Raw genomic sequence first — 20,484 nt, 5'->3', positions numbered from 1 at the left:
CACGCGCCGCCGGCCCGACGCGGCCAATCGTCCTGCCGTCCACCGGTGCCGCGCGCATTTTGACCTACCCTATAGAAACGCGGCGGCCGTCTGGTGCCGGGCCGGCTTGCCGCGTGCTGACGATCGCGCGCCGCGCGGATGCCGCGGCGCGGGTGTTGTGACAATTCCCATTTGACGGAGGACGAACATGTCGATTCGACTAGGCGAGGACGCGCCCGATTTCACAGCGGAGACCACCGAGGGCACGATCCGTTTTCATGAGTGGATCGGCGATCACTGGGCGATCCTGTTTTCCCATCCGAAGGATTTCACGCCGGTATGCACGACCGAACTCGGCTACATGGCCAAGCTCAAGCCGGAATTCGACAAGCGCGACACGAAGATCATCGGGCTGTCGATCGATCCCGTCAGCGACCATCGGAAGTGGGTGGCGGACATCGCGGAAACGCAGGGCCATGCGGTCAACTATCCGCTGATCGGCGACGACGAACTGAAGGTCGCGAAGCTGTACGACATGATCCACCCGAGCGCGAGCGGTGGCCCGCGCACCGCGGTCGACAACGCGACTGTGCGCTCGGTGTTCATCATCGGGCCGGACAAGAAGGTCAAGGCAATGCTCGTCTATCCGATGAGCGCCGGCCGCAACTTCGACGAGGTCCTGCGCCTGCTCGACGCGCTGCAGCTCAACGCACGACATACGGTGGCGACGCCGGTCAACTGGAAGCCGGGTGACGATGTCATCATTCCGACCTCGGTGTCGGACGATGCGGCCAAGCAAAAATATCCGCAGGGCTTTCGGACGCTGAAGCCGTACCTGCGGTTCGTACCGCAGCCGCACTGACGGCTCGGCACGCATGCAACGGGGCGACCCGCGCGCCCGCGCGCCGGCGACGCGTGGCGCGCGGGCCGAACAACGCGTGGTGCGCGGGCCGAACAACAATAGGCATGAATACGCGACGGAGCGACTCCGCAATGATTTTCCGGCAACTTTTCGACCCGCAATCGTCGACCTACACCTATCTGCTCGCCGATCCCGCGTCGCGCGAAGCGCTGCTGATCGATCCCGTGTTCGAGCAGGTGCGCCGCGATGCGGCGCTGCTCGACGAGCTCGGGCTGCGGCTCGTCGCGACCGTCGACACCCACGTGCACGCCGATCACGTGACGGGCGCATGGCTCTTGAAGCAGCGCACCGGCAGCACGATCGCGATTTCGGCCGCGAGCGGCGCGCAGGGCGCCGACCGCTACCTGAACGACGGCGACCGCTGCGCATTCGGCACGCGCTACCTGACCGTGCGCGCGACGCCGGGCCATACGAGCGGCTGCATCAGCCTCGTGCTCGACGACGAATCGATGGCGTTCACCGGCGACTGCCTGTTGATTCGCGGCACCGGCCGCACCGACTTCCAGCAGGGCGACCCGCGCGCGCTGTATCGCGCGGTGCACGGCCGGCTCTTCACGCTGCCGGCCGCATGCCTGCTGTATCCCGCGCACGACTATCGCGGGCTGACGGTGACGAGCGTCGGCGAGGAGCGGCGCTTCAATCCACGCCTCGGCGGCGATCTCAGCGAAGACGACTTCGCCGGCTACATGCACAACCTCGGGCTCGCCCACCCGCGCCAGATCGACGTCGCGGTGCCCGCGAACCTGCAGTGCGGCGTCGCCGCGAACGCGCCTGACGCGCTGGCGGCGGCCGACTGGGCGCCGCTCGTCTACACGTTCGCCGGTTTCTGGGAAATCGATCCGCAGTGGCTCGAGGATCATCTGCCGGCGGTGCAGGTCGTCGACGTGCGTGAGCCCGACGAATTCACCGGCCCGCTCGGCCACCTGCCCGGCGCGACACCGATCCCGCTCGGCGAACTGGCCGCGCGCACCGGCGAGCTCGCGCGCGACCGGCCGATCGTGACCGTGTGCCGCGCCGGCGGCCGCTCCGCGCAGGCGACGGTGATTCTGCTGAAGGCCGGCTTCGACGCTGTCGCGAACCTCGGCGGCGGGATGCTGCGCTGGCGGGGCGAAGGCCGCGTCGTGATGGACGGCCGGTCGTAGCGGCGCGACGCCGCGCAACGAAAAAAATATTCGGATCGATGTCGAATCGGCGTGGCGCCGTTCGTCGTCCAGTTATCCGATCCCGTGGCGCCGCATGACGCGGCGCCGATACCCTGAGAGACCCCGCGATGACACCGACGCTTTACGCCCATCCCTTTTCGTCCTACTGCCAGAAGGTACTGACCGCGCTGTACGAGAACGGCACGCCGTTCGACTATCGCGTGCTCGCGCACGACGATCCGAAGCCGATGCAGGAACTGGCTGCGCTGTGGCCGCTGAAGCGGTTCCCCGTGCTCGTGGACGCGGGCCGCACCGTGATCGAGGCGACGATCATCATCGAATACCTCGACCTCTACCATCCGGGCCCCGCGCGGCTGGTGCCCGACGACCGGCGCGCGGCGCTGGAAGTGCGGACGATGGACCGTTTCTTCGACAACTACGTATCGACGCCGCAGCAGAAGGTCGTGCACGATGCGCTGCGGCCGGAGCACGAGCGCGATGCGCGGGGTGTCGCCGACGCGCGTGCGATGCTCGAAACGTCGTACGCGTGGTTGGATCGAACGATGGCCGATCGCGAATGGGCGGCCGGCGACCGCTTCAGCCTCGCCGACTGCGGCGCGGCGCCGTTCCTGTTCTACGCGGACTGGACGCACCGGATCGATCCGTCGTTCGCGAACGTGATCGCGTATCGCAAGCGCCTGCTGGCGCGGCCGTCGTTCGCGCGTGCGGTCGACGAAGCGCGGCCGTACCGCGCGTTCTTCCCGCTCGGCGCACCCGATCGCGACTGACGTTCGCGGCGGCGATCGCTGCGGCGAAGGCGACGCGGGCGGCGGCATGCGCACGACGCGATGCCGCCGCGGAGGGCCGGCAGCGCGTGCCCGGGCGTCGTGACGACAGCAGCGGATGCATCGCGGCGCCGTCCCGTTACATCGTCGTGTGCTTGACCGACTGCGCGAGCGTCAGCAGTTCGTCGAACTGCGTGATCAGCTCGAAGCACAGCAGGAACGCGAGCGTATACGCCGGCGCGGGGAAGCGCCGGATCGCCTCCAGCACCTGCGGCGCGAAGCGCGCGCGAATTGCGTCGCGCGTCAGCAGCCATGCGATCGCGATGCCGATCGCCGCGCCGGCGATCAGGTCGGTCGGGTAGTGAAAGCCGAGATACGCACGCGGTACGCAGATGAACACGACCGCATACAGCAGCGCGAGCACGCCGACGCGGCGCGCGATGATGAAGATCCCGGTCGCGATCGCCATCCACAGCATCGCGTGATCGCTCGGAAACGAGCTCCATGCCTGCAGCGTGGCCGCGCGCAGTTCCTCGGACGGGAAATGCAGGTGCAGGTCGGGGTTGTAGATCGGTCGCACGCGGAACGGCAGGGTTTTCGCGAGCAATCGGCCGAACGCGAGCGCGGCGAGCCCACTCGTGACGGTCGCGATGACCAGCTCGCGTTGCCGTTCGCGTTGGGGGCCCGGCTGGAACCATAGCCAGCACAGCACGGGGATGAGCACGAAGCCCTTGAACGTATAGAGGCCGGCGATCACGCGGATCGCATGGTTCATCAGCGGTCCGAACGTGATGTGGGTGAGGAAGGTCTGGATCGTGGTGTCGAAATTGTTCATGTTCTGCGACCCCGGCGGACGCACGACACATGACGCGCGGCCGGCAGGATCAGGAAGCGCGCTCGCACCGGAGCGCAACGGGGGGCAAGTATGTCATCGGTAATTTCGAAGAAAATGGGAAAAAATACCGGGAATCCCCTGAGAAACGCGAATTCCGGGTGGGGCCGGATTGGAGCGGGCCGTGCGGCGCGGTGATGCGGAATCCTCTGACGGTTGCGCGCGGATCCCTGGGTGCTGGCGAAAAATAATCGGTTGAACTGGACAGTTCGGTGAGCCGTCGCGGACCTTGCACCGGATGACCGAAAGCGTTCCGCGCCCGGCGCGCATCTGCCGCGCTGCGCCCGGCCGCGCAGCACCAAAAGAAAATAAAAGAAAAGGCGGGCAAGCCCTGCGGCCTGCCCGCCCCGCATTCCTGCCGTCGCGAATTACCGGCGCCACACCCGCACGGCCAGCGCCGCCAGCGACGTCGCCACGGCCAGCACGATCACCGCGTTCCAGCCCAGTTGCGCGAGCAACGAACTGCCGAGCGCGGCACCGGTCGCCATCCCGATGAACATGCCGACGAACAGCACCGCGTTGAGACGGCTGCGCGACGCCGGGTCGATTCGGTAGACGATTGCCTGGTGCGCGATCAGCGTGGCCTGCACGCCGAGATCGAAGCCGATCGTCGCGGCGGCGAGCAGCGCCAGTTGCGCATGCGGCGTCAGCAGCGGCGCGGCGGCCATCGCGGCGAACGACACGGTCGCGATCCCGATGCCGAGCCGCGTGACACGCTCGGGACCATGGTGATCGGCCAGGCGTCCGGCCACCGGAGCGGCCAGCGCGCCGGCGGCGCCCGCGAGGCCGAATGCGCCGGCGGCTGCGCTGCCGAGATGGAACGGCGCGCCGTGCAGCATCACCGCGAGCGTCGACCAGAACGCGCTGAACCCGACGGCCAGCAGCCCTTGCGCGAGCGCGGCGCGGCGCAGCGCGGGATGGCGGCGCCACAGTTCGCCGAGCGACCCGATCAGCGCGCGATACGACAGCTGCGTGGTGGGCTCGAAGCGCGGCAGCCCGCGTGCGGCCACGATGCCGATGGCGGCGACGCTGGCGGCCGCGAGCGCGAACATCGCGCGCCAGCCGGCCGTTTCCGCGACGAAGCCGGCGACGACGCGCGACAGCAGGATGCCGAGCAGCAGCCCCGTCATCACCGTGCCGACGATGCGGCCGCGATGTGCGTCGTGCGCGAGTGTCGCGGCGGCCGGCACGACGTCCTGCGCCATCGTCGCGGTCAGGCCGATCGCGAAGCTCGCGGCCAGCAGCAGCCCGAGCGACGGCGCGACCGCCGCGAGCAGCAGCGCGACGACCAGCGCGGCGGCTTTCGTCACGATCACGCGGCGCCGGTCGAAGCGGTCGCCGAGCGGCGCGAGCAGCAGGATGCCGAGCGCGTAGCCGAGCTGCGTGAGCGTCGGCACGAAGCCGATCGCGCGCGCCGACGCGCCGAGATCGGGCCCCAGCGCGGCGAGCATCGGCTGCGCATAGTAGAGCGGCGCGACGCCGAGACCGGCGGCCGCGGCCAGCAGCAGCACGAGCCGGCGATCGAGCATCGAGGAGGCGGCCGCGGGGGCCGGTGCATGCGCCGCGCGGGGCGCGGCGTCGAGACGGGTCGGAGTGGACATCGCGTACATCCTTGTTCGGGTATCGGATGGACGCGAGTGTGCCGGCCGGCGGCCGGCCACGGTAGTGCCGTCGGGCGCAGATTTGTTATACGCTTGACGAATGACCGACAAAACCCCTGATTTGCCCGCCACAGGCGGGTCTGAGCGCATTCAGGTCGTGCCCGTCGACGGCGCCGGCTATCGTTTCGAGCTGATGGAAACCTTCGTGCGCATAGTCGAGGCCGGCAGCCTGTCGGCCGCCGCCGCGCAGCTCCACACGACGCAGCCGACCGTCAGCCGGCGGCTGCAGGCGCTCGAACGCTCGCTCGGGATGCGGCTGCTGCAGCGGACGACCCATGCGATGCGGCTGACCGTCGACGGCGAGCGCTGCTTCACGCGCGCGAAGGATCTGCTGACGAACTGGGCGGCGTTCGAGGCCGACCTGCGCGGCGCGCAGGAGGAGCCCGACGGCCTGCTGCGGGTCGCGGTCCCGCATGCGTTCGGGCAGGAGCGCTTCGTCGAGCCGCTCGCGCGGTTCCTGCGTGACTACCCGCGTGTCTCGGTGGAATGGCTGCTGCAGGACGAGGTGCGCGATTTTGTCGGCAGCGGGATCGACTGCGCGATCCAGGTCGGCGAGCCGACCGATCCGTCCGTCGTCGCGATCCGGCTGAGCAAGGTGCCGCGCTTCGTGGTGGCCGCGCCGTCCGTGCTGAACGGCGCCGACGTGCCCGCCGATCCCGACGCGCTCGCCGCGTTGCCGTGGCTCGCGCTGCGCACGTATTACCGGACCGAGCTGACGCTGACGCACACCGTCACGGGCGACACGCGCCGCATCGCGATGCGTCCGCGCATCACGACCGCGAACCTCTACGCGCTACGCAGCGCGGCGCTGCTCGGTGTCGGCGCGTGCGTCGGTTCGTCCTGGATGCTGGCTGACCATCTCGCGCGCGGCGAGCTCGTGCATCTCGCGCCCGACTGGTACGCCGCGCCGTTGCCGGTCTACATGACCTACCCGCACGCGCAGTTCTATCCGTCGCGGCTCGTGCGCTTCGTCGCGATGATGCGCGAGGCCGTGCCGCTGCTCGTCGAAGGGCGCGACGGGTAGGCGCCGTCGCGCGTGCCGTCAGCCGCGCCGGATGCCTTCGGGCAGGGCGCTGATGCGGCGTACTTCGGGCGAGTCGAGCCATGCGCGGGACGTCGCGCAGTCGACGAACATGTCGGTCGCATCCTCGCCCCAGAACAGGTCGCCGTCGAGCTCGAAGGTCGGCACGCCGAACACGCCGTGCGCGATCGCGTGATCGGTGTTCGCGCGCAGGGCGTCCTTCACCGGTTGCGCGTCGACGGCCGTCACGCCTTCGGGAAAGCCGACCGCCTCGCACAGCGCGGCGAAGCCCTCCGGCGTCGACACGTCCTGGCCGTCGCGCCAGATGTGCCGGAAGATCCGCCGAATCGCATCGGGCGAGTTGCCCATCGCGATCGCGAGCCGCAGCGGCCGGATCGGGTTGAACGGATGCGCGGGCGGCATCCGGAACGGAATGCCGAGCTTGTCCGCGCGGTATTGCGCGTGGCGATAGGTGAAGATGCGCTTCGCCGCGATCTCGGCCGGCGCTTTCTGGCCCCAGTGCGCGAGCAGCGCGCCGAGCACGATCGGCTTCGGCTCGTATGCGGCGGCAGGCGGCAGTTGGTCGAACCGTTCCTGCTGCAGGTACGCGAACGGCGAAACGAAATCGAAATACCAGGTGGCGGTGCGCGCGGCGTTCATGGTGAGGGCCCTTGTACGTGTCCGGACGGCAGTTGCGTGCGTCGCGCCGACGGGCGACGCGGTGCATGGGTGGGCGGCCAGTGTCGCATGCGGCAGCCGTTTGCGCAGTCGCGGCGCCGCATGCGCGTGGCCCGCTACGGCTACGGCTGCGCGATGTCGTGTGCCGCCGCCGCGAACCGCGCGAGACTGTCGCGCACGGTTTGCGCGTCGTAGCGCGCGCCTGCGCCGCCGAGCGCGACGGTCGCCTTCTGCGCGAGCGGCAACAGCATCGCGAGCGCCGCGGCCATGGCCGGCGCGGCGGCAAGCCGCGATTTCGGACCGGACACCGTCAGCGCGCCGACGCAATCGCCGGCCGCGCCGAATACCGGCACGGATGCCGACGCCGTCTCCGGGTCGCGCTCGCCGTACGACGCGGCCCACAACTGTTCGCGCACGTCGTTCCACTGTGCATCGTGCGGGTCGGTGAACGCGAGCAGCACTTTCCCGGACGCCCCCTGGCGAACCGGAAACTCCTCGCCGACCCGGATCGACACACGCACCGTGCGCGCGGGTTCGACGCGGTAGAGCACCGAGCGCATGTCGCCATGCCGCACGTAGAACGATGCCGTTTCACCGAGTTCGCGGCTCAGCGTCTCGAGCAACGGTTCGACGACCGGACCGACCCGGAACGAGCGTTGATACAGCGCGGCCAGCCGCAACGGCTCGTGTCCGACCGCGTACTGGCCGTCGTCGAGCTTGCGCACGAAGCCGCCGTGCTCGAGCGCGGCGAGCAGGCGCAGGATCGTGCTCTTGTACAGCCCGGTGCGGCGCGACAGTTCCGCGAGCGACAGCCGGTCGTCGGTGGGGCCGAACGCGTGGAGGATCGCGAACGCGCGATCGAGGACGGCGACGCCGCTGGAGGCGTCGGCCGATGCATCAGGCGCGTCGCCGGTGGGGTCTGCGGGAGTCGAGGTCGGGGGCACGGCTTACTGTTCCTTTGGGTGTCGGTCGATCGACTATAGCGTTCTGCCTGACAGAACTCAAGTTCCAAAAAGTTGCGTTTTCACGGGTATACCCCGCTTACAGCCGATTCGGCACGCCTCTAAAGTTCCGTCAAACAGAACGATGTTCTTTCAAATAGAACTTTGAGGTGTCGAATGAGTGTTTCCGAAGATCCGCAGGTGCTGGTGAGCGAGGTCGGGCCGCGTGACGGCCTGCAGAGCATCAAGGCCGTGATGCCGACGGCCGACAAGTTGCGCTGGATCACCGCGCTCGCCGCGGCCGGCCTGCGCGAAATCGAGGTCGGATCGTTCGTGCCCGCGCGGCTGTTGCCGCAGATGGCCGACGTCCGGGAAGTCGTCGCGCATGCGCTGGCGATTCCGGGGCTGCACGTCGCCGCGCTTGCGCCGAACCTGCGCGGCGCCGAAAGCGCGTTCGAGGCGGGCGTCCACAAACTGACGTTGCCGGTATCGGTGACCGAAGCGCACTCGCTGGCGAATATCCGCAAGACGCCGGCGCAGATGATCGACGAGGTGCGCACGATCGTCGCGCTGCGCGATGCGCGGTTTCCGTCGGTGCAGATCGAGGCGGGCGTCTCGGTGGCGTTCGGTTGCACGCTCGCGGGCGCGGTCTCCGACGACGAGACGATCGCGATGGTGGCCGCGATGGCCGAATGCGGCGTCGACGAGATCGGGCTCTCCGATACGAGCGGCTACGCGAACCCGGCGCAGGTGCGCCGACTGTTCATGCGCCTGCGGCGCGAAGTCGGCGACAAGGCCGGCGGCGCGCACTTCCACAACACGCGCGGGCAGGGGCTCGCCAACGTCGTCGCGGCGCTCGACGCCGGCGTGACGACGCTCGACGCGAGCCAGGGCGGCCTGGGCGGCTGCCCGTATGCGCCGGGTGCGACCGGCAACATCGTCACCGAGGATCTCGTGTTCCTGCTGGAGTCGATGGGGTACGACACGGGCGTCGACGTGGACGCGCTGCTCGCCGCGCGCGCGATCCTGCACGCGGCACTGCCTGGCGAGGCGCTGTACGGCCACGTGCCGGACGCGGGGCTGCCGAAGGGGTTCCGGTATGCGGACGGCCGCGCGCCGAGCGCGACCCAGCCCGAAGGATGCCTGACGGGAGTCGCGCAATGAACGATCGCCAACCAGCTTCGGCGCTGCCGTACGAAGGCGTGCGCGTGATCGAGATGACGCACATGGTCATGGGCCCGACCTGCGGGATGCTGCTCGCGGATCTCGGTGCGGAAGTCATCAAGATCGAACCGATCGCGGGTGACAGCACGCGTGCGCTGCGCGGTTCCGGCGCGGGCTTCTTCGGGATGTTCAACCGCAACAAGAAGAGCCTGGCGGTCGACGTGAAGGATCCGCGCGGGCTCGAGATCGTGCGGCGGCTCGTCGCGACGGCGGACGTGTTCAGCGAGAACTTCAAGAGCGGCACGATGGACCGGCTCGGCCTCGGTCATGCCGCGCTGTCCTCGCTGAATCCCCGCCTGGTGTACGTGTCGCACAAGGGCTTCCTGCCGGGGCCGTACGAACATCGCACCGCGCTCGACGAAGTCGTGCAGATGATGGGCGGCCTCGCATACATGACGGGCCCCGAAGGCCGGCCGTTGCGCGCAGGCTCGAGCGTCAACGACATCATGGGCGGGATGTTCGGCGCGATCGGCGCAATGGCCGCGCTCGCGCAACGCGAACGCACGGGGTGCGGCCAGCAGGTGCAGAGCTCGCTGTTCGAGAACAACGTGTTCCTCGTCGCGCAGCACATGATGCAGTTCGCGGTGACGGGGCAGGCCGCGTCGCCGATGCCGAGCCGCATTTCCGCATGGGCGGTCTACGACGTGTTTTCGGTGAGGGACGGCGAGCAGATCTTTCTCGCGGTCGTGTCGGACACGCAGTGGGCGCTGTTTTGCGACGCGTTCGGCCTCGCCGCGCTGAAGGACGATGCGCGCCTTGCGACGAACAACCTCCGCGTGCAGGCCCGCGAGTGGCTGCTGCCCGAACTGCGTGCGCGGCTCGCCGCGCATTCGGCCGCGGAGATCGGCGCGATCTTCGAATCGATCGGCCTGCCGTATGCGCCGATCACGAAGCCGCAGGACCTGTTCGACGATCCGCATCTGCTCGCGACCGGGGGCCTCGAAGCCGTGACGCTGCCGGCCGACGCGAGCAGCGCCGGCCGGCCGGTCGACACGCGCACCGCGCTGCTGCCGCTCACGCTCGCGGGCGAGCGCCTGCGGCTGCGCTCGGCGCCGCCCGCGCTCGGCCAGGACACGTGCGTGCTGCTCGGCGAGCTGGGTTATACGCCGGACGAGGCCCGCGCGCTGATCGACGCCGGCGTCGTCGCGGGGCGGCACGGGCACGGTGCGAACGAGTTGCCGCCGGACGTACCGGGCGTACCAAGCGATATGCCTTCGCCGAACGAAGCGGCGAGCGCGTAGCGCCGCTGCAATCCATCGAACCAACAAAAGGGCATCCCGGCCGCGCGCTCGCGCGGGCGCGGACCGCCGCATCCACGGAGACAACCATGACATCCGCTTCCCCGGCGCTGGCCGCCGATCGCGAGACCGACGCGTCGATCGAGCAACGGGCCGTGCGCAAGGCAGCATGGCGCTTCATTCCGCTGCTCGCGCTCGCGTACTTCTTCAACTATCTCGACCGCACGAGCGTCGGGTTCGCGGCGCTGACGATGAACCGCGATCTCGGCCTGACCGCGACGCAGTTCGGCTGGGGCGCGGGGATCATGTTCGCGGGCTATTGCGTGTTCGAAGTGCCGAGCAATCTCGCGCTGTACCGCTTCGGTGCGCGGCGCTGGCTCGCGCGCATCATGATCACGTGGGGGCTCATGGCGGCGGCGACCGCCCTCGCGACGGGGCCGACCAGCTTCTATGCGATCCGGCTGCTGCTCGGCATCGGCGAGGCCGGCTTTTTCCCCGGCGTGATCTTCTTCCTCGCCGTGTGGTTTCCCGCGAGCTACCGCACGCGGGTGCTCGCCTGGTTCACCGTGTCGACACCGCTGTCGTCGCTGATCGGCGGCCCGCTGTCGACGTGGCTGCTGCAGCTTGACGGCGCGCTCGGCCTGGCCGGCTGGAAGTGGATGTTCATCGTCGAAGGGCTGCCCGCGTGCGCGCTCGGCTTTCTCGTTCTGAAGCGCCTGTCCGACTCACCGGCCACGGCTGCGTGGCTGTCGGACGACGAGCGTACCGCGCTGCAGCGCGCGTTCGAGCGCGAAGGCGCCGCCGCTGGCCGCAAGAAGAGCTTCGGCGTCGCGCTGCGAGACGTGCGCGTGTACCTGCTCGCGCTGATCTCGTTCGGCTTCACGATGGGCTCGTACGGAATCGGCATCTGGCTGCCGCAAATGCTGAAGGCGCACGGGATGTCGACGATGCAGACCGGCTGGCTGTCCGCGCTGCCGTACTTCTTCGCGACGATCGCGCTGCTGTGGTGGGCGAAGCGGGTCGACCGGCGCGGCGCACCGGTCGCGAACCTCGCGATCGGGCTGTTCATCGGCGCGGTGGCGCTTGGCGTGTCGACCCATTTCCTGACGCTCGGGCCCGCGCTCGTCGGCATCACGCTCGCGCTGATCGGCACGATTGCCGGACGCACGATCTTCTATACGCTGCCTTCGCGCTTCCTGTCGGGCCAGGCGGCGGCCGGCGGCCTGGCGCTGATCAATTCGATCGGCGCGCTCGGCGGATTCGCGGGCCCGTATCTCGTCGGCTACCTGAAGGACAGCTTCGGCACCTTCACGGCCGGGATGCTCGGCCTCGCGATCGTCCTGGCGATCACGACGCTGCTGACGCTGTCGCTGTACGCGTTTGACCGGAGCGAATGACATGACCCTTTCGATCAAACGACGCCGGCTGCTCGGCGCGGCCGCCGCCTCGCTCGCCGTCCCTGCATGGGCCGATACGCGCACGCCGGCCGAAAACGGAACTCCCCGCATGACGACGCAAGGCAACTATCTCGCGGTACGAAACGACTGGCTCGCGTCCGCGCTCGAACCCGCACTCGAACCGGATCTGCCGATCGTCGATGCGCATCACCACTTCTACGAGCGGCCGGGCTGGATCTATATGCTCGACGACTATCTGCAGGATGCGCACTCCGGTCACAACATCCAGGCATCCGTCTACATGCAGGCGCTGACGCGCTATCGCGATGCGGGGCCGGTCGAACTGAAGCCCATCGGGGAGACGGCTTACATCGCCGGCGTGACCGAGCCGCTTCAGCGAAGCGGCCCGGCCGTCGCGAAAGGCATCGTCGGGCACGCGGACCTGCGGCTCGGCGAGCGCGTGCGCGACGTGCTCGAAGCGCATCTCGACGCGGGGCGCGGCCGCTTTCGCGGCGTTCGACACCTGAGCACCTGGGATGCCGATCCGTCGCTCGCGAACCCGTTGTCGGCGGTGCCGCGGGGGTTGCTGCTCGATCCCGCGTACCGGGCCGGCGTCGCGCAGCTCGCGCCGCTCGGGCTGTCGTACGACGCGTGGCTGTTCTTTCCTCAATTGCCCGAGCTGTTCGATCTGGCGAAGGCGAACCCCGACACGCGGATCATCGTCAATCACTGCGGCGGCGTCGTGCGGATCGCGAGCTATGCGGACAAGCGGCCGGAAGTCTTCCAGCGCTGGTCGGCGTCGATGCGCGAACTCGCGCGGTTGCCGAACGTATTCGTGAAGGTGGGCGGCCTCGGGATGCGGATCAACGGTTTCGATTTCGAAAAGGGTGCGCGGCCGCCGTCGTCCGAACAGCTCGCGGATGCCTGGAAGCCGTGGATGCTTACCTGCATCGAAGCGTTCGGCGCCGAGCGCTGCATGTTCGAGAGCAATTTCCCGGTCGACAAGGGCTCGTATTCCTACGTGAACGGCTGGAACGCGTTCAAGCGGCTGACCGCGCACGCGAGCCCGAACGAGCGCGATGCGCTGTTCCGCGGGACCGTTTCGCACGTCTACCGGCTCGGCTGACGCGTATCGCGCGCGCCGCCTTGCGCTCAGCCCGTCTCGACCAGCGCCGCGAGCCGGGCGAGCGCCATGCGCCAGCCGGCTTCGTTGTCGGTGACCGGCACACCGGGCGGCACACCGTCGTGCACCGCCTCGACGCGCGTGCCGCCTGCTTCGTCGGACAGCGTGATCGTGATCGTCATGGCGCCGCGCAGCATCGGATCGTCGGTTTCGAACACGTCGATTTCGACGATCCGCTCGTCGGGCACGAGCGTCACGAAGCGGCCGTGATAGGTGTCGGTGTGCGCGGTGGTCTTGCCGGCGCCGTCCGACGGTTCGTCGTAGCTCAGCGACACGCGCAGCGCGCCGCCTTCGCGTGCGTCATAGGCGTGGACGCGGCATGTCATGCCGTCGGGCACCTTCCATTGTTCGACCGCGTGCGGGTCGAGCAGCGCGCGGTAGACGCGCCCGCGTGGTGCGTTCAGGTGCCGGCTGACCCGGGTCGAATGCGTGTGCATGTGCAGCATGTCGCCTCCCGCGGAATGTGCGCGACGGTGCACGCCGGATGCCGGCGTGTCGTCATGCTTCCTTCAGGAATCCTAGGCGCGCGCGCGACGGCATGCAATCAGACCGTACACGCGCCCGCATTCAGCGCAACGCGGCCGCGAATTCGTCGAGCTGCGTGATGCAGATGTTCCAGCCTTCGAAGAACCCGAGCGCCTCGTGGCGCTCGCGCGTCGCCGCGTCGGGATGCATCACGCGCGCCTCGTAGCGGCAGCCGGCGGCGTCGTCGGCCATCGTGATGATGGCCGTGAAGCCCAGCCACGGCACCTGCGGCCGCCAGCCGCCGGCGAGCATCGACGTGAACGCGATCCGCGCTTCCGGCACGATTTCGAGGAAGCAGCCGGGGTTGTCGCTCGTGCCGCCGTCGGGGCCGCGCATGAACGTGTGGAAGGCGCCGCCCGGGCGCAGGTCGAACGCGCGCACTTCGGTGGTCCACGGTTTCGGGCACCACCACTCCTTCAGCAGTTCAGGGTCGGTCCAGGCGCGCCAGAGCGCCTGGCGCGGCGCGCGCAGCGTGCGGGTAATGACGAGGTCATGGGTTTCGGCGGGGTCGACGGGGGTGGTTGACATGCGCTTGCTCCTCCTGGTGGCGGCGTTCGACGAATTCCACGAGACGATCGGAGCGCGCTTCCCACAGCGCGCGCTGCGCGGCGAGCCACTGCTCGGCTTCCGCCAGCCGGCTGCCGACCAGCTCGCAGGTGCGCGAGCGGCCGGCCTTGCGGGTCTGGACGAGGCCGCTGCGCTCGAGCACCGCGACATGCTTCATGAACGACGGCAGCGCCATGTCGAACGGCGCGGCCAGTTCCGATACGGTCCGCCCGCCGTCACCGAGCGCGCTGACGATCGCGCAGCGCGTCGGATCGGCGAGTGCGTGGAATACGTCGCTGATACCGGGTTGAAAGTTAGCCATGTGGCTAAGCATAGGCGATGCAACGGGAATTTTCATCGCTTAGGATGATGGGGCGGCAACACGCGCCCCCGCGCCGTGTTGCCGGGCACCGGCCGCCGTTGCACACGCATCGGGCGCATGCCGGTGTTCCTTTGAGTCCGGGCGCATGCCGCCGAATGCGTGCCGTGCGCCCGATTGCCGGAGAGGGTATGACCGAATCCGTTACCGTCCGCCGCGTCGATGCGAGCGAAGCGCGTGCCTGCGTCGACGCGCTCGCCGACGTGCTGATCGATTGCGTCGAAGGCGGCGCGTCCGTCAGCTTCTTGTTGCCGATCGAGCGTTCGACGGCCGTCGCGTTCTGGACGCGCGTCGCCGACGGCGTCGCGAACGGCGAGCGCATCCTGCTCGTCGCCGAGGACGCCGCCGGCCGGATCGTCGGCACCGTGCAGCTTGTGACCGCGCAGCCGGAGAACCAGCCGCATCGCGCGGACGTCGCGAAGATGCTGGTGTCTCCGCATGCACGCCGGCAGGGTGTCGCCGCGCGGCTGATGGCGGCCGCCGACGAAGCCGCGCGCGACGCCGGCAAGACCGTGCTCGTGCTCGACACCGTGACGGGCGGCGACGCCGAGCGCTTGTACGAGCGGGCCGGCTGGCAGCGCGTCGGCGTCGTGCCGAACTATGCGCTGATGCCTGACGGCGTGTTGTGCGCGACGACGTATTTTCACAAGCAGCTCGTGTAACGGGGCGGGAGGCGATCGCGGCGAGGTTCGCGATCGACGCGCGTGCGGCGGCGCGCGGCCGTGGGCCGGAAGCCGGGTGGAACGGAAAAGCCGGCCGGCGGCGTCGCGGCTCCGATATATTCGTGCTGGAAAGACCCACCAGCACACCCACGGAATCGTCGCCTCGATGAAACGCTCCCACGTCGCCTTCGCCCTCACGGGCCTGCTCGTCGCGCTGCCGATCGCCGCCTACGCGCTCGTCAAGCCGCTGCGCGTCGTCGCGCCCGCGCTGCTTCGCGGCGTGTCATGTCCGAGCGCGGACATCTGCACGGACGATGCCGCGCAGCTCGGCGCCGCGCAGCAGCTCTATCGCGACGGCTACGCACGCGCGGCGGCGGCCGTGGGTCCGTTTCGCGACGCACCGCGCGTCGTGTTCTGCTCGACGCGCGAATGTGCGGACAAGTTCGGCCTCGGCGAACGCGCGGCACTGACGCTCGGGGATTTCGGCGTGGTCGTCGCGCCGCGCGGCTGGCAGACTTACTTTCTCGCGCACGAACTGATCCACCACCGTCAGGCCGAAGTGCTCGGCAACCTCGCGGTCGCGACCAAGCCGCGCTGGCTGATCGAAGGGATGGCGTATGCGCTTAGCGACGATCCACGTCATCCGCTGACGGAACCGTTCGAGTCGTGGCGCGCGCGATTCGGCGCATGGTATGCCGCGCTGGGCCGGCAGCCGCTGTGGGACGCCGCACGGGCCGTGGAATAGCGATCGCGCGCGACTCGCGCTCGCTACGCCGCTACGCCGGCACGGCCGGATCGTCGGGCTGGCCGGCGAGCGTGCGCCGCCCCGCGTCGAGGATCTCATCGGCCAGCGCCGGATCGGTGCTGGCGATCGCGCGCGACAGCACGAGCGCGCCGACCATCTGGTTGAACACCGCGATCGCGTCCCGGCGCGTATCCGCCGCGGCCGCGCCTTCCGCGGCCACCATCCGTTCCAGCCGGTCGAGATATGCGGCGACGCCGTGCGCGTAGCAGGCGCGTGCCGCGTCGGTCAGGCGTGGCGCTTCGCCCGCGAAGCCGGACAGCGGGCAGCCGGCTTCGACGTTGTCGCGATGCGTGGTCGACAGGTACGACGTCACCTGTTGCGCGACGCTGCCGGCGCTCGGCGAATCCGCGCGGTCCTGCATGGCCTTTTCCATCACCGCGGCGACCAGCGCATCCTTCGATTTGAAGTGGTTGTAGAAGCCGCCCTGCGTGAAGCCGGCTTCCTTCATCAGTTCCGTCAAACCGACCGCGTCGACACCGCGCACCCGGAACAGCCGCTCGGCGGCCGCGACGATCGCATTGCGGTTGTCGGCTGCCTGCTGTCTCGAGACGCCCATCGATCCCTCCCTCATTCCGGTCATTACGTCGATTGAAAAACACAATGGTGATCACCATTGACGTGGTCAACGCGCGCTGACACAATGCATCGCAAAGACAATGGTGATCGACATTGACATCCAGTGTAGCCGACTTCGCAAATGAAGCGAAGCGCCTTGCGCGGCACGGATGGAGGTCGGTCTGGTCTGGGTGCAGCGGGGCGCGGGCAGCGGGACGAGCCTGCGATCCGGTACCGGCGGTGCAACGGCTCGGTACGCGATGGCGGCATGGTTTCATTCACACGATGAAAGGAAGGGTCATGAAGATCGAAGGTGCAGTCGTTTTCGTCACGGGCGCGAACCGCGGGCTTGGGCTCGAGTTCGCGAAGCAGGCGCTCGAACGCGGGGCGCGGAAGGTCTATGCGGGCGCGCGCGATCCGGCCAGCGTGACGCTGCCGGGCGTGGTGCCCGTGAAGCTCGACGTGACCGATCCGGCGGCGGTCGCCGCGGCCGCCGACGCCGCGCGCGACGTCACGCTGCTGATCAACAACGCAGGCATCGCGCGGTTCGGCAGCCTGACCGACGACGGTGCGGTCGACGCGCTGCGCGATCATCTCGAAACCAACGTGTTCGGGATGCTGGCGATGTCGCGCGCATTCGCGGCAACGCTTGCCGGCCACGGCGGCGGCGCGATCCTGAACGTGCTGTCCGTCGCGAGCTGGGTGAACCGGCCGATCCTGTCGGGCTACGGTGTGTCGAAGTCGGCCGCGTGGGCGGTGACCAACGGGCTGCGGCATTCGCTGCGCGAGCAGCGCACGCAGGTGGTGGGGCTGCATGCCGGCTTCATCGATACGGACCTGACACGCGGCCTGGACGTGCCGAAGGCGACGCCGGCCGACGTCGTGCGCCAGGCATACGACGCGATCGAATCCGGAGCGGAGGAGGTGGCCACCGACGACTTCACGCGGCAGGTGAAGGCCACGCTGTCGGCCGGTGTTTATCTGGACGAGGCGACGCCGGTCTGACGTCGCCTGCAAAAGACAGCCCGCCGTGCGCCCATGCGCGCGGCGGGCGCGGTCGTCAGACCGTGGTGTCGATGATGCCGGGGATCTTCACGTCCGGGTTCACGTCCGCGTCGTAGTCGACGCCGGCGATCTCGAAGCCGAACAGACGCAGGAATTCGGTCTTGTAGCCGGCGAAGTCGGTCATCTCGTACAGGTTGTCGTTCGTGACCTTGTCCCACATCGCGACGACCTTGCCCTGCACTTGCGGATCGAGTTCCTTGTAGTCCGCGCGCAGACGGCCTTCTTCGTCGATGTGCGGCGTCGCGCCGTACAGGCTGTCCTTCAGGAGCCCGTACACCTGCTCGATGCAGCCTTCGTGCGAGCCCTGTTCCTTCATCACCTTGAACAGCAGCGACAGGTAGAGCGGCATCATCGGAATCGCCGAGCTCGCCTGCGTGACGACGGCCTTCAGCACCGACACGCGTGCATCGCCGCCGTGCGCGGCCAGCTTGTCGCGGATCGACAGCACCTTCTTGTCGAGATCCTTCTTCGCTTCGCCGATCGAGCCGTTCCAGTAGATGTCGTGCGTGATCTGTTCGCCGAGATACGTGAACGCGGTCGTCTTCGCGCCGTCGGCCAGCACGCCGGCCTCATCGAGCGCGTCGATCCACATCTGCCAGTCCTCGCCGCCCATCACGGCGACGGTGCCATCGATCTCTTCCTGCGTCGCCGGCTCGAGCGAGACTTCGCGGATCACTTCCTTGTCGGTGTCGAGGCCGCGGAACGTGACCGCTTTGCCGACCGGCTTCAGCGTCGAGCTGATCGTCTCGCCCGTCTTCGGATGCGTGCGGCGCGGTGCCGCGAGGCTGTAGACGACCAGGTCGACCTTGCCGAGATCCTGCTTGATGGTGTCGATCGTGACCTGCTTCACCTTGTCGGAGAATGCGTCGCCGTTGATGCTGCGCGCATAGCGCCCCTTTTCCGCGGCGAATTTCTCGAACGCGGCGCTGTTGTACCAGCCGGCGGTGCCCGGCTTCGTTTCGCTGCCGGCGCGCTCGAAGAACACGCCCAGCGTGTCCGCGCCCGAGCCGAATGCGGCCGAGATCCGGGCGGCGAGGCCGTAGCCGGTCGACGCGCCGATCACGAGCACCTTCTTCGGGCCGTTGGCGATCGGGCCATGCGAAGTCACGTAGTCGATCTGTTCCTTGACGTTGGCTTCGCAGCCGACCGGATGAGTCGTCACGCAGATGAAGCCACGCACGCGCGGTTTGATGATCATGGGAACCTCTAGTCAGAAAGGCGCGGACGGCCTGAAATCGGAAAAATCCCGCGCATTGTAATGGAAGCGGGCGGTGACGACAGTCGCAATCGCCCCGGAGTCGAGCCACCGCCACGGCGATTCGCGTCGCCGTCTGTTATTTCTCTCTTGACAGAAATAACTGAAAAAACTAAATTTCCCGACATGGAACTCACACCGATTGCCGAACGATTCATTCTCCACTGGGGCGAAATGGGCTCGCGATGGGGCGTCAACCGCACCGTCTCGCAGATTCACGCGCTGCTGTACCTGGCCGGGCGGCCGGTTGCCGCCGACGAGATCGCCGAGACGCTCAACGTCGCGCGCTCCAACGTCAGCACGAGCCTGAAGGAGCTGCAGGCGTGGCGGCTCGCGAAGGTCGTGCACGTGCTGGGCGATCGCCGCGACCATTTCGAGACGTCGACCGACATCTGGGAACTGTTCAAGCTGATCGTCGAAGGGCGGCGGCAGCGCGAGATCGAACCGACGCTCACGGTGCTGCGCGATTGCCTGACGAGTCCCGAGATCGCCGACGAAAGCCGCGAGACCGAACAGCGCATCCGCGACACGCTGCAGTTCGTCGAGACACTCACCACCTGGTCGGACGAGATGCTGCGGCTCAAGCCCGACACGCTGATGAAGGCGCTCGGGATCGGCGCGAAGATCAGCCAGACGGTCAGGCGCAAGTCGTCGAAGTAAGCGGTATCGGAAGTGCGGGCGCGCAGCCCGCTTTTTTTGAGATTGTTATTTCTGTCGTTACAGAAATAACTGTAAATAGAGGATGAAAATGAACGAGGCCCTGCTGTCGATTCGCCGGCATGCCGCACCACGGAGTGCGACATGAACATCCTCGTCTGCGGCGCGAACGGGTTCATCGGGCGGGCGTTGTGCGCGCGGCTGGAAGCCGGCGGCCATCGCGTGCTGCGCGGCGTGCGGCACGCAGTCGGCCCGCACGATGTCGCGATCGATTTCGCGAAGGATATCGATCCCGACGCGTGGCTGGCCCGGCTGGTGGGCGTCGACGTCGTGATCAACGCGGTCGGGATCCTCACCGACCGGCGCGATGCGACGCTCGACACCGTGCATTGCGCGGCGCCCTGCGCGCTCTTCACCGCATGCTGCCGCGCCCGCGTGCGGCGCGTGATCCAGATCTCGGCGTTGGGCGTCGAGCGTGGCGACACGCCGTATTTCGCCAGCAAGTACGCAGCCGACACCTTCCTGCAGACGCTGCCGCTCGACTACCGGATCGTGCGGCCCGCGCTCGTCTACGGCGCGACCGGCACGTCGGCACGGTTCTTCCGGATGCTCGCGAGCCTGCCCGTGCACGCGTTGCCGGCGGGCGGCCATCAACGGCTGCGCCCCGTGCACGTCGACGATCTCGCCGAACTCGTCGCGCGGCTCGTCGTTTCGCCGGCGGCCGGCAATTCGGTCATCGACGCGGTCGGTGGTGATGAAGTCGAATACCGCGAGATGCTGAGCGGCTATCGCGCCGCGTTGGGCTTCCCGCCGGCAGCCCGCATTGCGCTGCCGGGCCCGCTGGTCGGCGCGGCAGCCGCGTCGAGCGTGACGTCGAACGGCACGATGAACGGCAGATACGACGCGGCGAGCATCAGCACCATCGCGATGCATCCGGCGGCGGCGAACAGATAGGCCGCCGCACCCTCGCGT

The 20,484-nt window shown here is 68.5% G+C and carries 21 protein-coding genes and 1 pseudogene; 13 read left to right on the top strand and 9 right to left on the bottom strand.

All coding sequences use genetic code 11. The annotated features are described in order from the left end of the window. Positions 1–187: 187 nt before the first annotated feature. The 3 genes from F3J14_RS22375 to F3J14_RS22365 all read left to right on the top strand — a co-directional run bounded on the left by F3J14_RS22375 (position 188) and on the right by F3J14_RS22365 (position 2,831). Complete coding sequence (locus F3J14_RS22375; RefSeq protein WP_166724874.1) at positions 188–841, top strand: peroxiredoxin; 654 nt, start codon at positions 188–190, stop codon at positions 839–841. A gap of 131 nt (positions 842–972) precedes the next feature. Then, positions 973–2,043: an MBL fold metallo-hydrolase gene (locus F3J14_RS22370; RefSeq protein ID WP_166724873.1), complete on the top strand. Its 1,071-nt coding sequence runs from the start codon at positions 973–975 to the stop codon at positions 2,041–2,043. A 128-nt stretch (positions 2,044–2,171) separates the two neighbouring features. Beyond that, positions 2,172–2,831 (top strand): glutathione S-transferase family protein, encoded by a 660-nt coding sequence (locus tag F3J14_RS22365; RefSeq protein ID WP_166724872.1) that lies wholly within the window; start codon positions 2,172–2,174, stop codon positions 2,829–2,831. A 136-nt stretch (positions 2,832–2,967) separates the two neighbouring features. On the opposite strand, the gene F3J14_RS22360 is transcribed toward F3J14_RS22365, so the two are convergent. Both F3J14_RS22360 and F3J14_RS22355 read right to left on the bottom strand, forming a co-directional pair. Continuing rightward, on the bottom strand, positions 2,968–3,663 hold the full coding sequence (locus tag F3J14_RS22360; protein WP_166724871.1) for a phosphatase PAP2 family protein: 696 nt from the start codon (positions 3,661–3,663) through the stop codon (positions 2,968–2,970). A gap of 425 nt (positions 3,664–4,088) precedes the next feature. After that, positions 4,089–5,321 (bottom strand): MFS transporter, encoded by a 1,233-nt coding sequence (locus F3J14_RS22355; protein WP_166724870.1) that lies wholly within the window; start codon positions 5,319–5,321, stop codon positions 4,089–4,091. A gap of 100 nt (positions 5,322–5,421) precedes the next feature. Between F3J14_RS22355 and F3J14_RS22350 the strand changes: the two genes are divergently transcribed. Next, the gene (locus F3J14_RS22350) at positions 5,422–6,405 is read left to right on the top strand and encodes a LysR family transcriptional regulator (RefSeq protein WP_166724869.1); all 984 of its coding nucleotides are present in this window, start codon (positions 5,422–5,424) and stop codon (positions 6,403–6,405) included. Positions 6,406–6,423: 18 nt separating this feature from the next. On the opposite strand, the gene F3J14_RS22345 is transcribed toward F3J14_RS22350, so the two are convergent. After that, a complete protein-coding gene (locus F3J14_RS22345; RefSeq protein ID WP_166724868.1) occupies positions 6,424–7,062 on the bottom strand; it encodes a 2-hydroxychromene-2-carboxylate isomerase in 639 nt (212 codons plus the stop codon). Between the two features lie 140 nt (positions 7,063–7,202). Next, complete coding sequence (locus tag F3J14_RS22340; protein ID WP_166724867.1) at positions 7,203–8,024, bottom strand: IclR family transcriptional regulator; 822 nt, start codon at positions 8,022–8,024, stop codon at positions 7,203–7,205. 174 nt (positions 8,025–8,198) lie between these two features. On the opposite strand from F3J14_RS22340, the gene F3J14_RS22335 reads away from it, so the two are divergent. The 4 genes from F3J14_RS22335 to F3J14_RS22320 all read left to right on the top strand — a co-directional run bounded on the left by F3J14_RS22335 (position 8,199) and on the right by F3J14_RS22320 (position 13,006). Continuing rightward, positions 8,199–9,185, top strand: coding sequence for a hydroxymethylglutaryl-CoA lyase (locus tag F3J14_RS22335; RefSeq protein ID WP_166724866.1), 987 nt, complete (start codon positions 8,199–8,201; stop codon positions 9,183–9,185). Then, positions 9,182–10,486, top strand: coding sequence for a CaiB/BaiF CoA-transferase family protein (locus F3J14_RS22330; protein WP_166724865.1), 1,305 nt, complete (start codon positions 9,182–9,184; stop codon positions 10,484–10,486). Before F3J14_RS22335 ends, F3J14_RS22330 begins: the two co-directional genes overlap by 4 nt. Positions 10,487–10,572: 86 nt before the next feature. Next, positions 10,573–11,880 (top strand): MFS transporter, encoded by a 1,308-nt coding sequence (locus F3J14_RS22325; protein ID WP_166724864.1) that lies wholly within the window; start codon positions 10,573–10,575, stop codon positions 11,878–11,880. A 1-nt stretch (position 11,881) separates the two neighbouring features. Further along, positions 11,882–13,006, top strand: a complete 1,125-nt coding sequence (locus F3J14_RS22320; protein WP_166724863.1) for an amidohydrolase family protein — start codon at positions 11,882–11,884, stop codon at positions 13,004–13,006. Between the two features lie 26 nt (positions 13,007–13,032). Here the strand turns inward: F3J14_RS22320 and F3J14_RS22315 are convergent, their stop codons facing one another. From F3J14_RS22315 to F3J14_RS22305, 3 genes are all read right to left on the bottom strand, one after another. Further along, positions 13,033–13,509: an SRPBCC family protein gene (locus F3J14_RS22315; protein ID WP_012367013.1), complete on the bottom strand. Its 477-nt coding sequence runs from the start codon at positions 13,507–13,509 to the stop codon at positions 13,033–13,035. Positions 13,510–13,630: 121 nt separating this feature from the next. Then, entirely contained in the window at positions 13,631–14,116 is a 486-nt protein-coding gene (locus F3J14_RS22310) for an SRPBCC family protein (RefSeq protein ID WP_166724862.1), read from the bottom strand. Further along, positions 14,079–14,456 (bottom strand): metalloregulator ArsR/SmtB family transcription factor, encoded by a 378-nt coding sequence (locus tag F3J14_RS22305; protein WP_166724861.1) that lies wholly within the window; start codon positions 14,454–14,456, stop codon positions 14,079–14,081. The genes F3J14_RS22310 and F3J14_RS22305 overlap by 38 nt, the downstream gene beginning before the upstream one ends. A 188-nt stretch (positions 14,457–14,644) precedes the next feature. Between F3J14_RS22305 and F3J14_RS22300 the strand changes: the two genes are divergently transcribed. Next, a complete protein-coding gene (locus F3J14_RS22300; protein WP_166724860.1) occupies positions 14,645–15,175 on the top strand; it encodes a GNAT family N-acetyltransferase in 531 nt (176 codons plus the stop codon). 166 nt (positions 15,176–15,341) lie between these two features. Continuing rightward, complete coding sequence (locus tag F3J14_RS22295) at positions 15,342–15,920, top strand: hypothetical protein (protein ID WP_166724859.1); 579 nt, start codon at positions 15,342–15,344, stop codon at positions 15,918–15,920. A 31-nt stretch (positions 15,921–15,951) separates the two neighbouring features. Here the strand turns inward: F3J14_RS22295 and F3J14_RS22290 are convergent, their stop codons facing one another. After that, positions 15,952–16,536, bottom strand: a complete 585-nt coding sequence (locus tag F3J14_RS22290; RefSeq protein WP_166724858.1) for a TetR/AcrR family transcriptional regulator — start codon at positions 16,534–16,536, stop codon at positions 15,952–15,954. Positions 16,537–16,835: 299 nt separating this feature from the next. On the opposite strand from F3J14_RS22290, the gene F3J14_RS22285 reads away from it, so the two are divergent. After that, positions 16,836–17,540, top strand: a complete 705-nt coding sequence (locus tag F3J14_RS22285; RefSeq protein WP_166724857.1) for an SDR family oxidoreductase — start codon at positions 16,836–16,838, stop codon at positions 17,538–17,540. 55 nt (positions 17,541–17,595) lie between these two features. Here F3J14_RS22285 and fabV read toward each other — a convergent pair whose 3' ends face one another. Further along, the gene (gene fabV, locus F3J14_RS22280) at positions 17,596–18,798 is read right to left on the bottom strand and encodes an enoyl-ACP reductase FabV (RefSeq protein ID WP_166724856.1); all 1,203 of its coding nucleotides are present in this window, start codon (positions 18,796–18,798) and stop codon (positions 17,596–17,598) included. A 183-nt stretch (positions 18,799–18,981) separates the two neighbouring features. Here fabV and F3J14_RS22275 point away from each other — a divergent pair, with 183 nt between their 5' ends. Both F3J14_RS22275 and F3J14_RS22270 read left to right on the top strand, forming a co-directional pair. Further along, the gene (locus tag F3J14_RS22275) at positions 18,982–19,515 is read left to right on the top strand and encodes a MarR family transcriptional regulator (RefSeq protein ID WP_006760784.1); all 534 of its coding nucleotides are present in this window, start codon (positions 18,982–18,984) and stop codon (positions 19,513–19,515) included. Positions 19,516–19,656: 141 nt separating this feature from the next. Then, positions 19,657–20,373: pseudogene (locus tag F3J14_RS22270) on the top strand (NAD-dependent epimerase/dehydratase family protein); the annotation flags it as partial. Between the last annotated feature and the right edge of the window lie 111 nt (positions 20,374–20,484).

The organism is Burkholderia sp. Tr-862, from assembly GCF_011753085.1.
In the GTDB taxonomy this organism is placed as follows: Bacteria; Pseudomonadota; Gammaproteobacteria; order Burkholderiales; family Burkholderiaceae; genus Burkholderia; species Burkholderia ambifaria.
The sequence above is the reverse complement of the archived record's forward strand: the minus strand, read 5'-3'. Positions and strand labels throughout refer to the sequence as shown.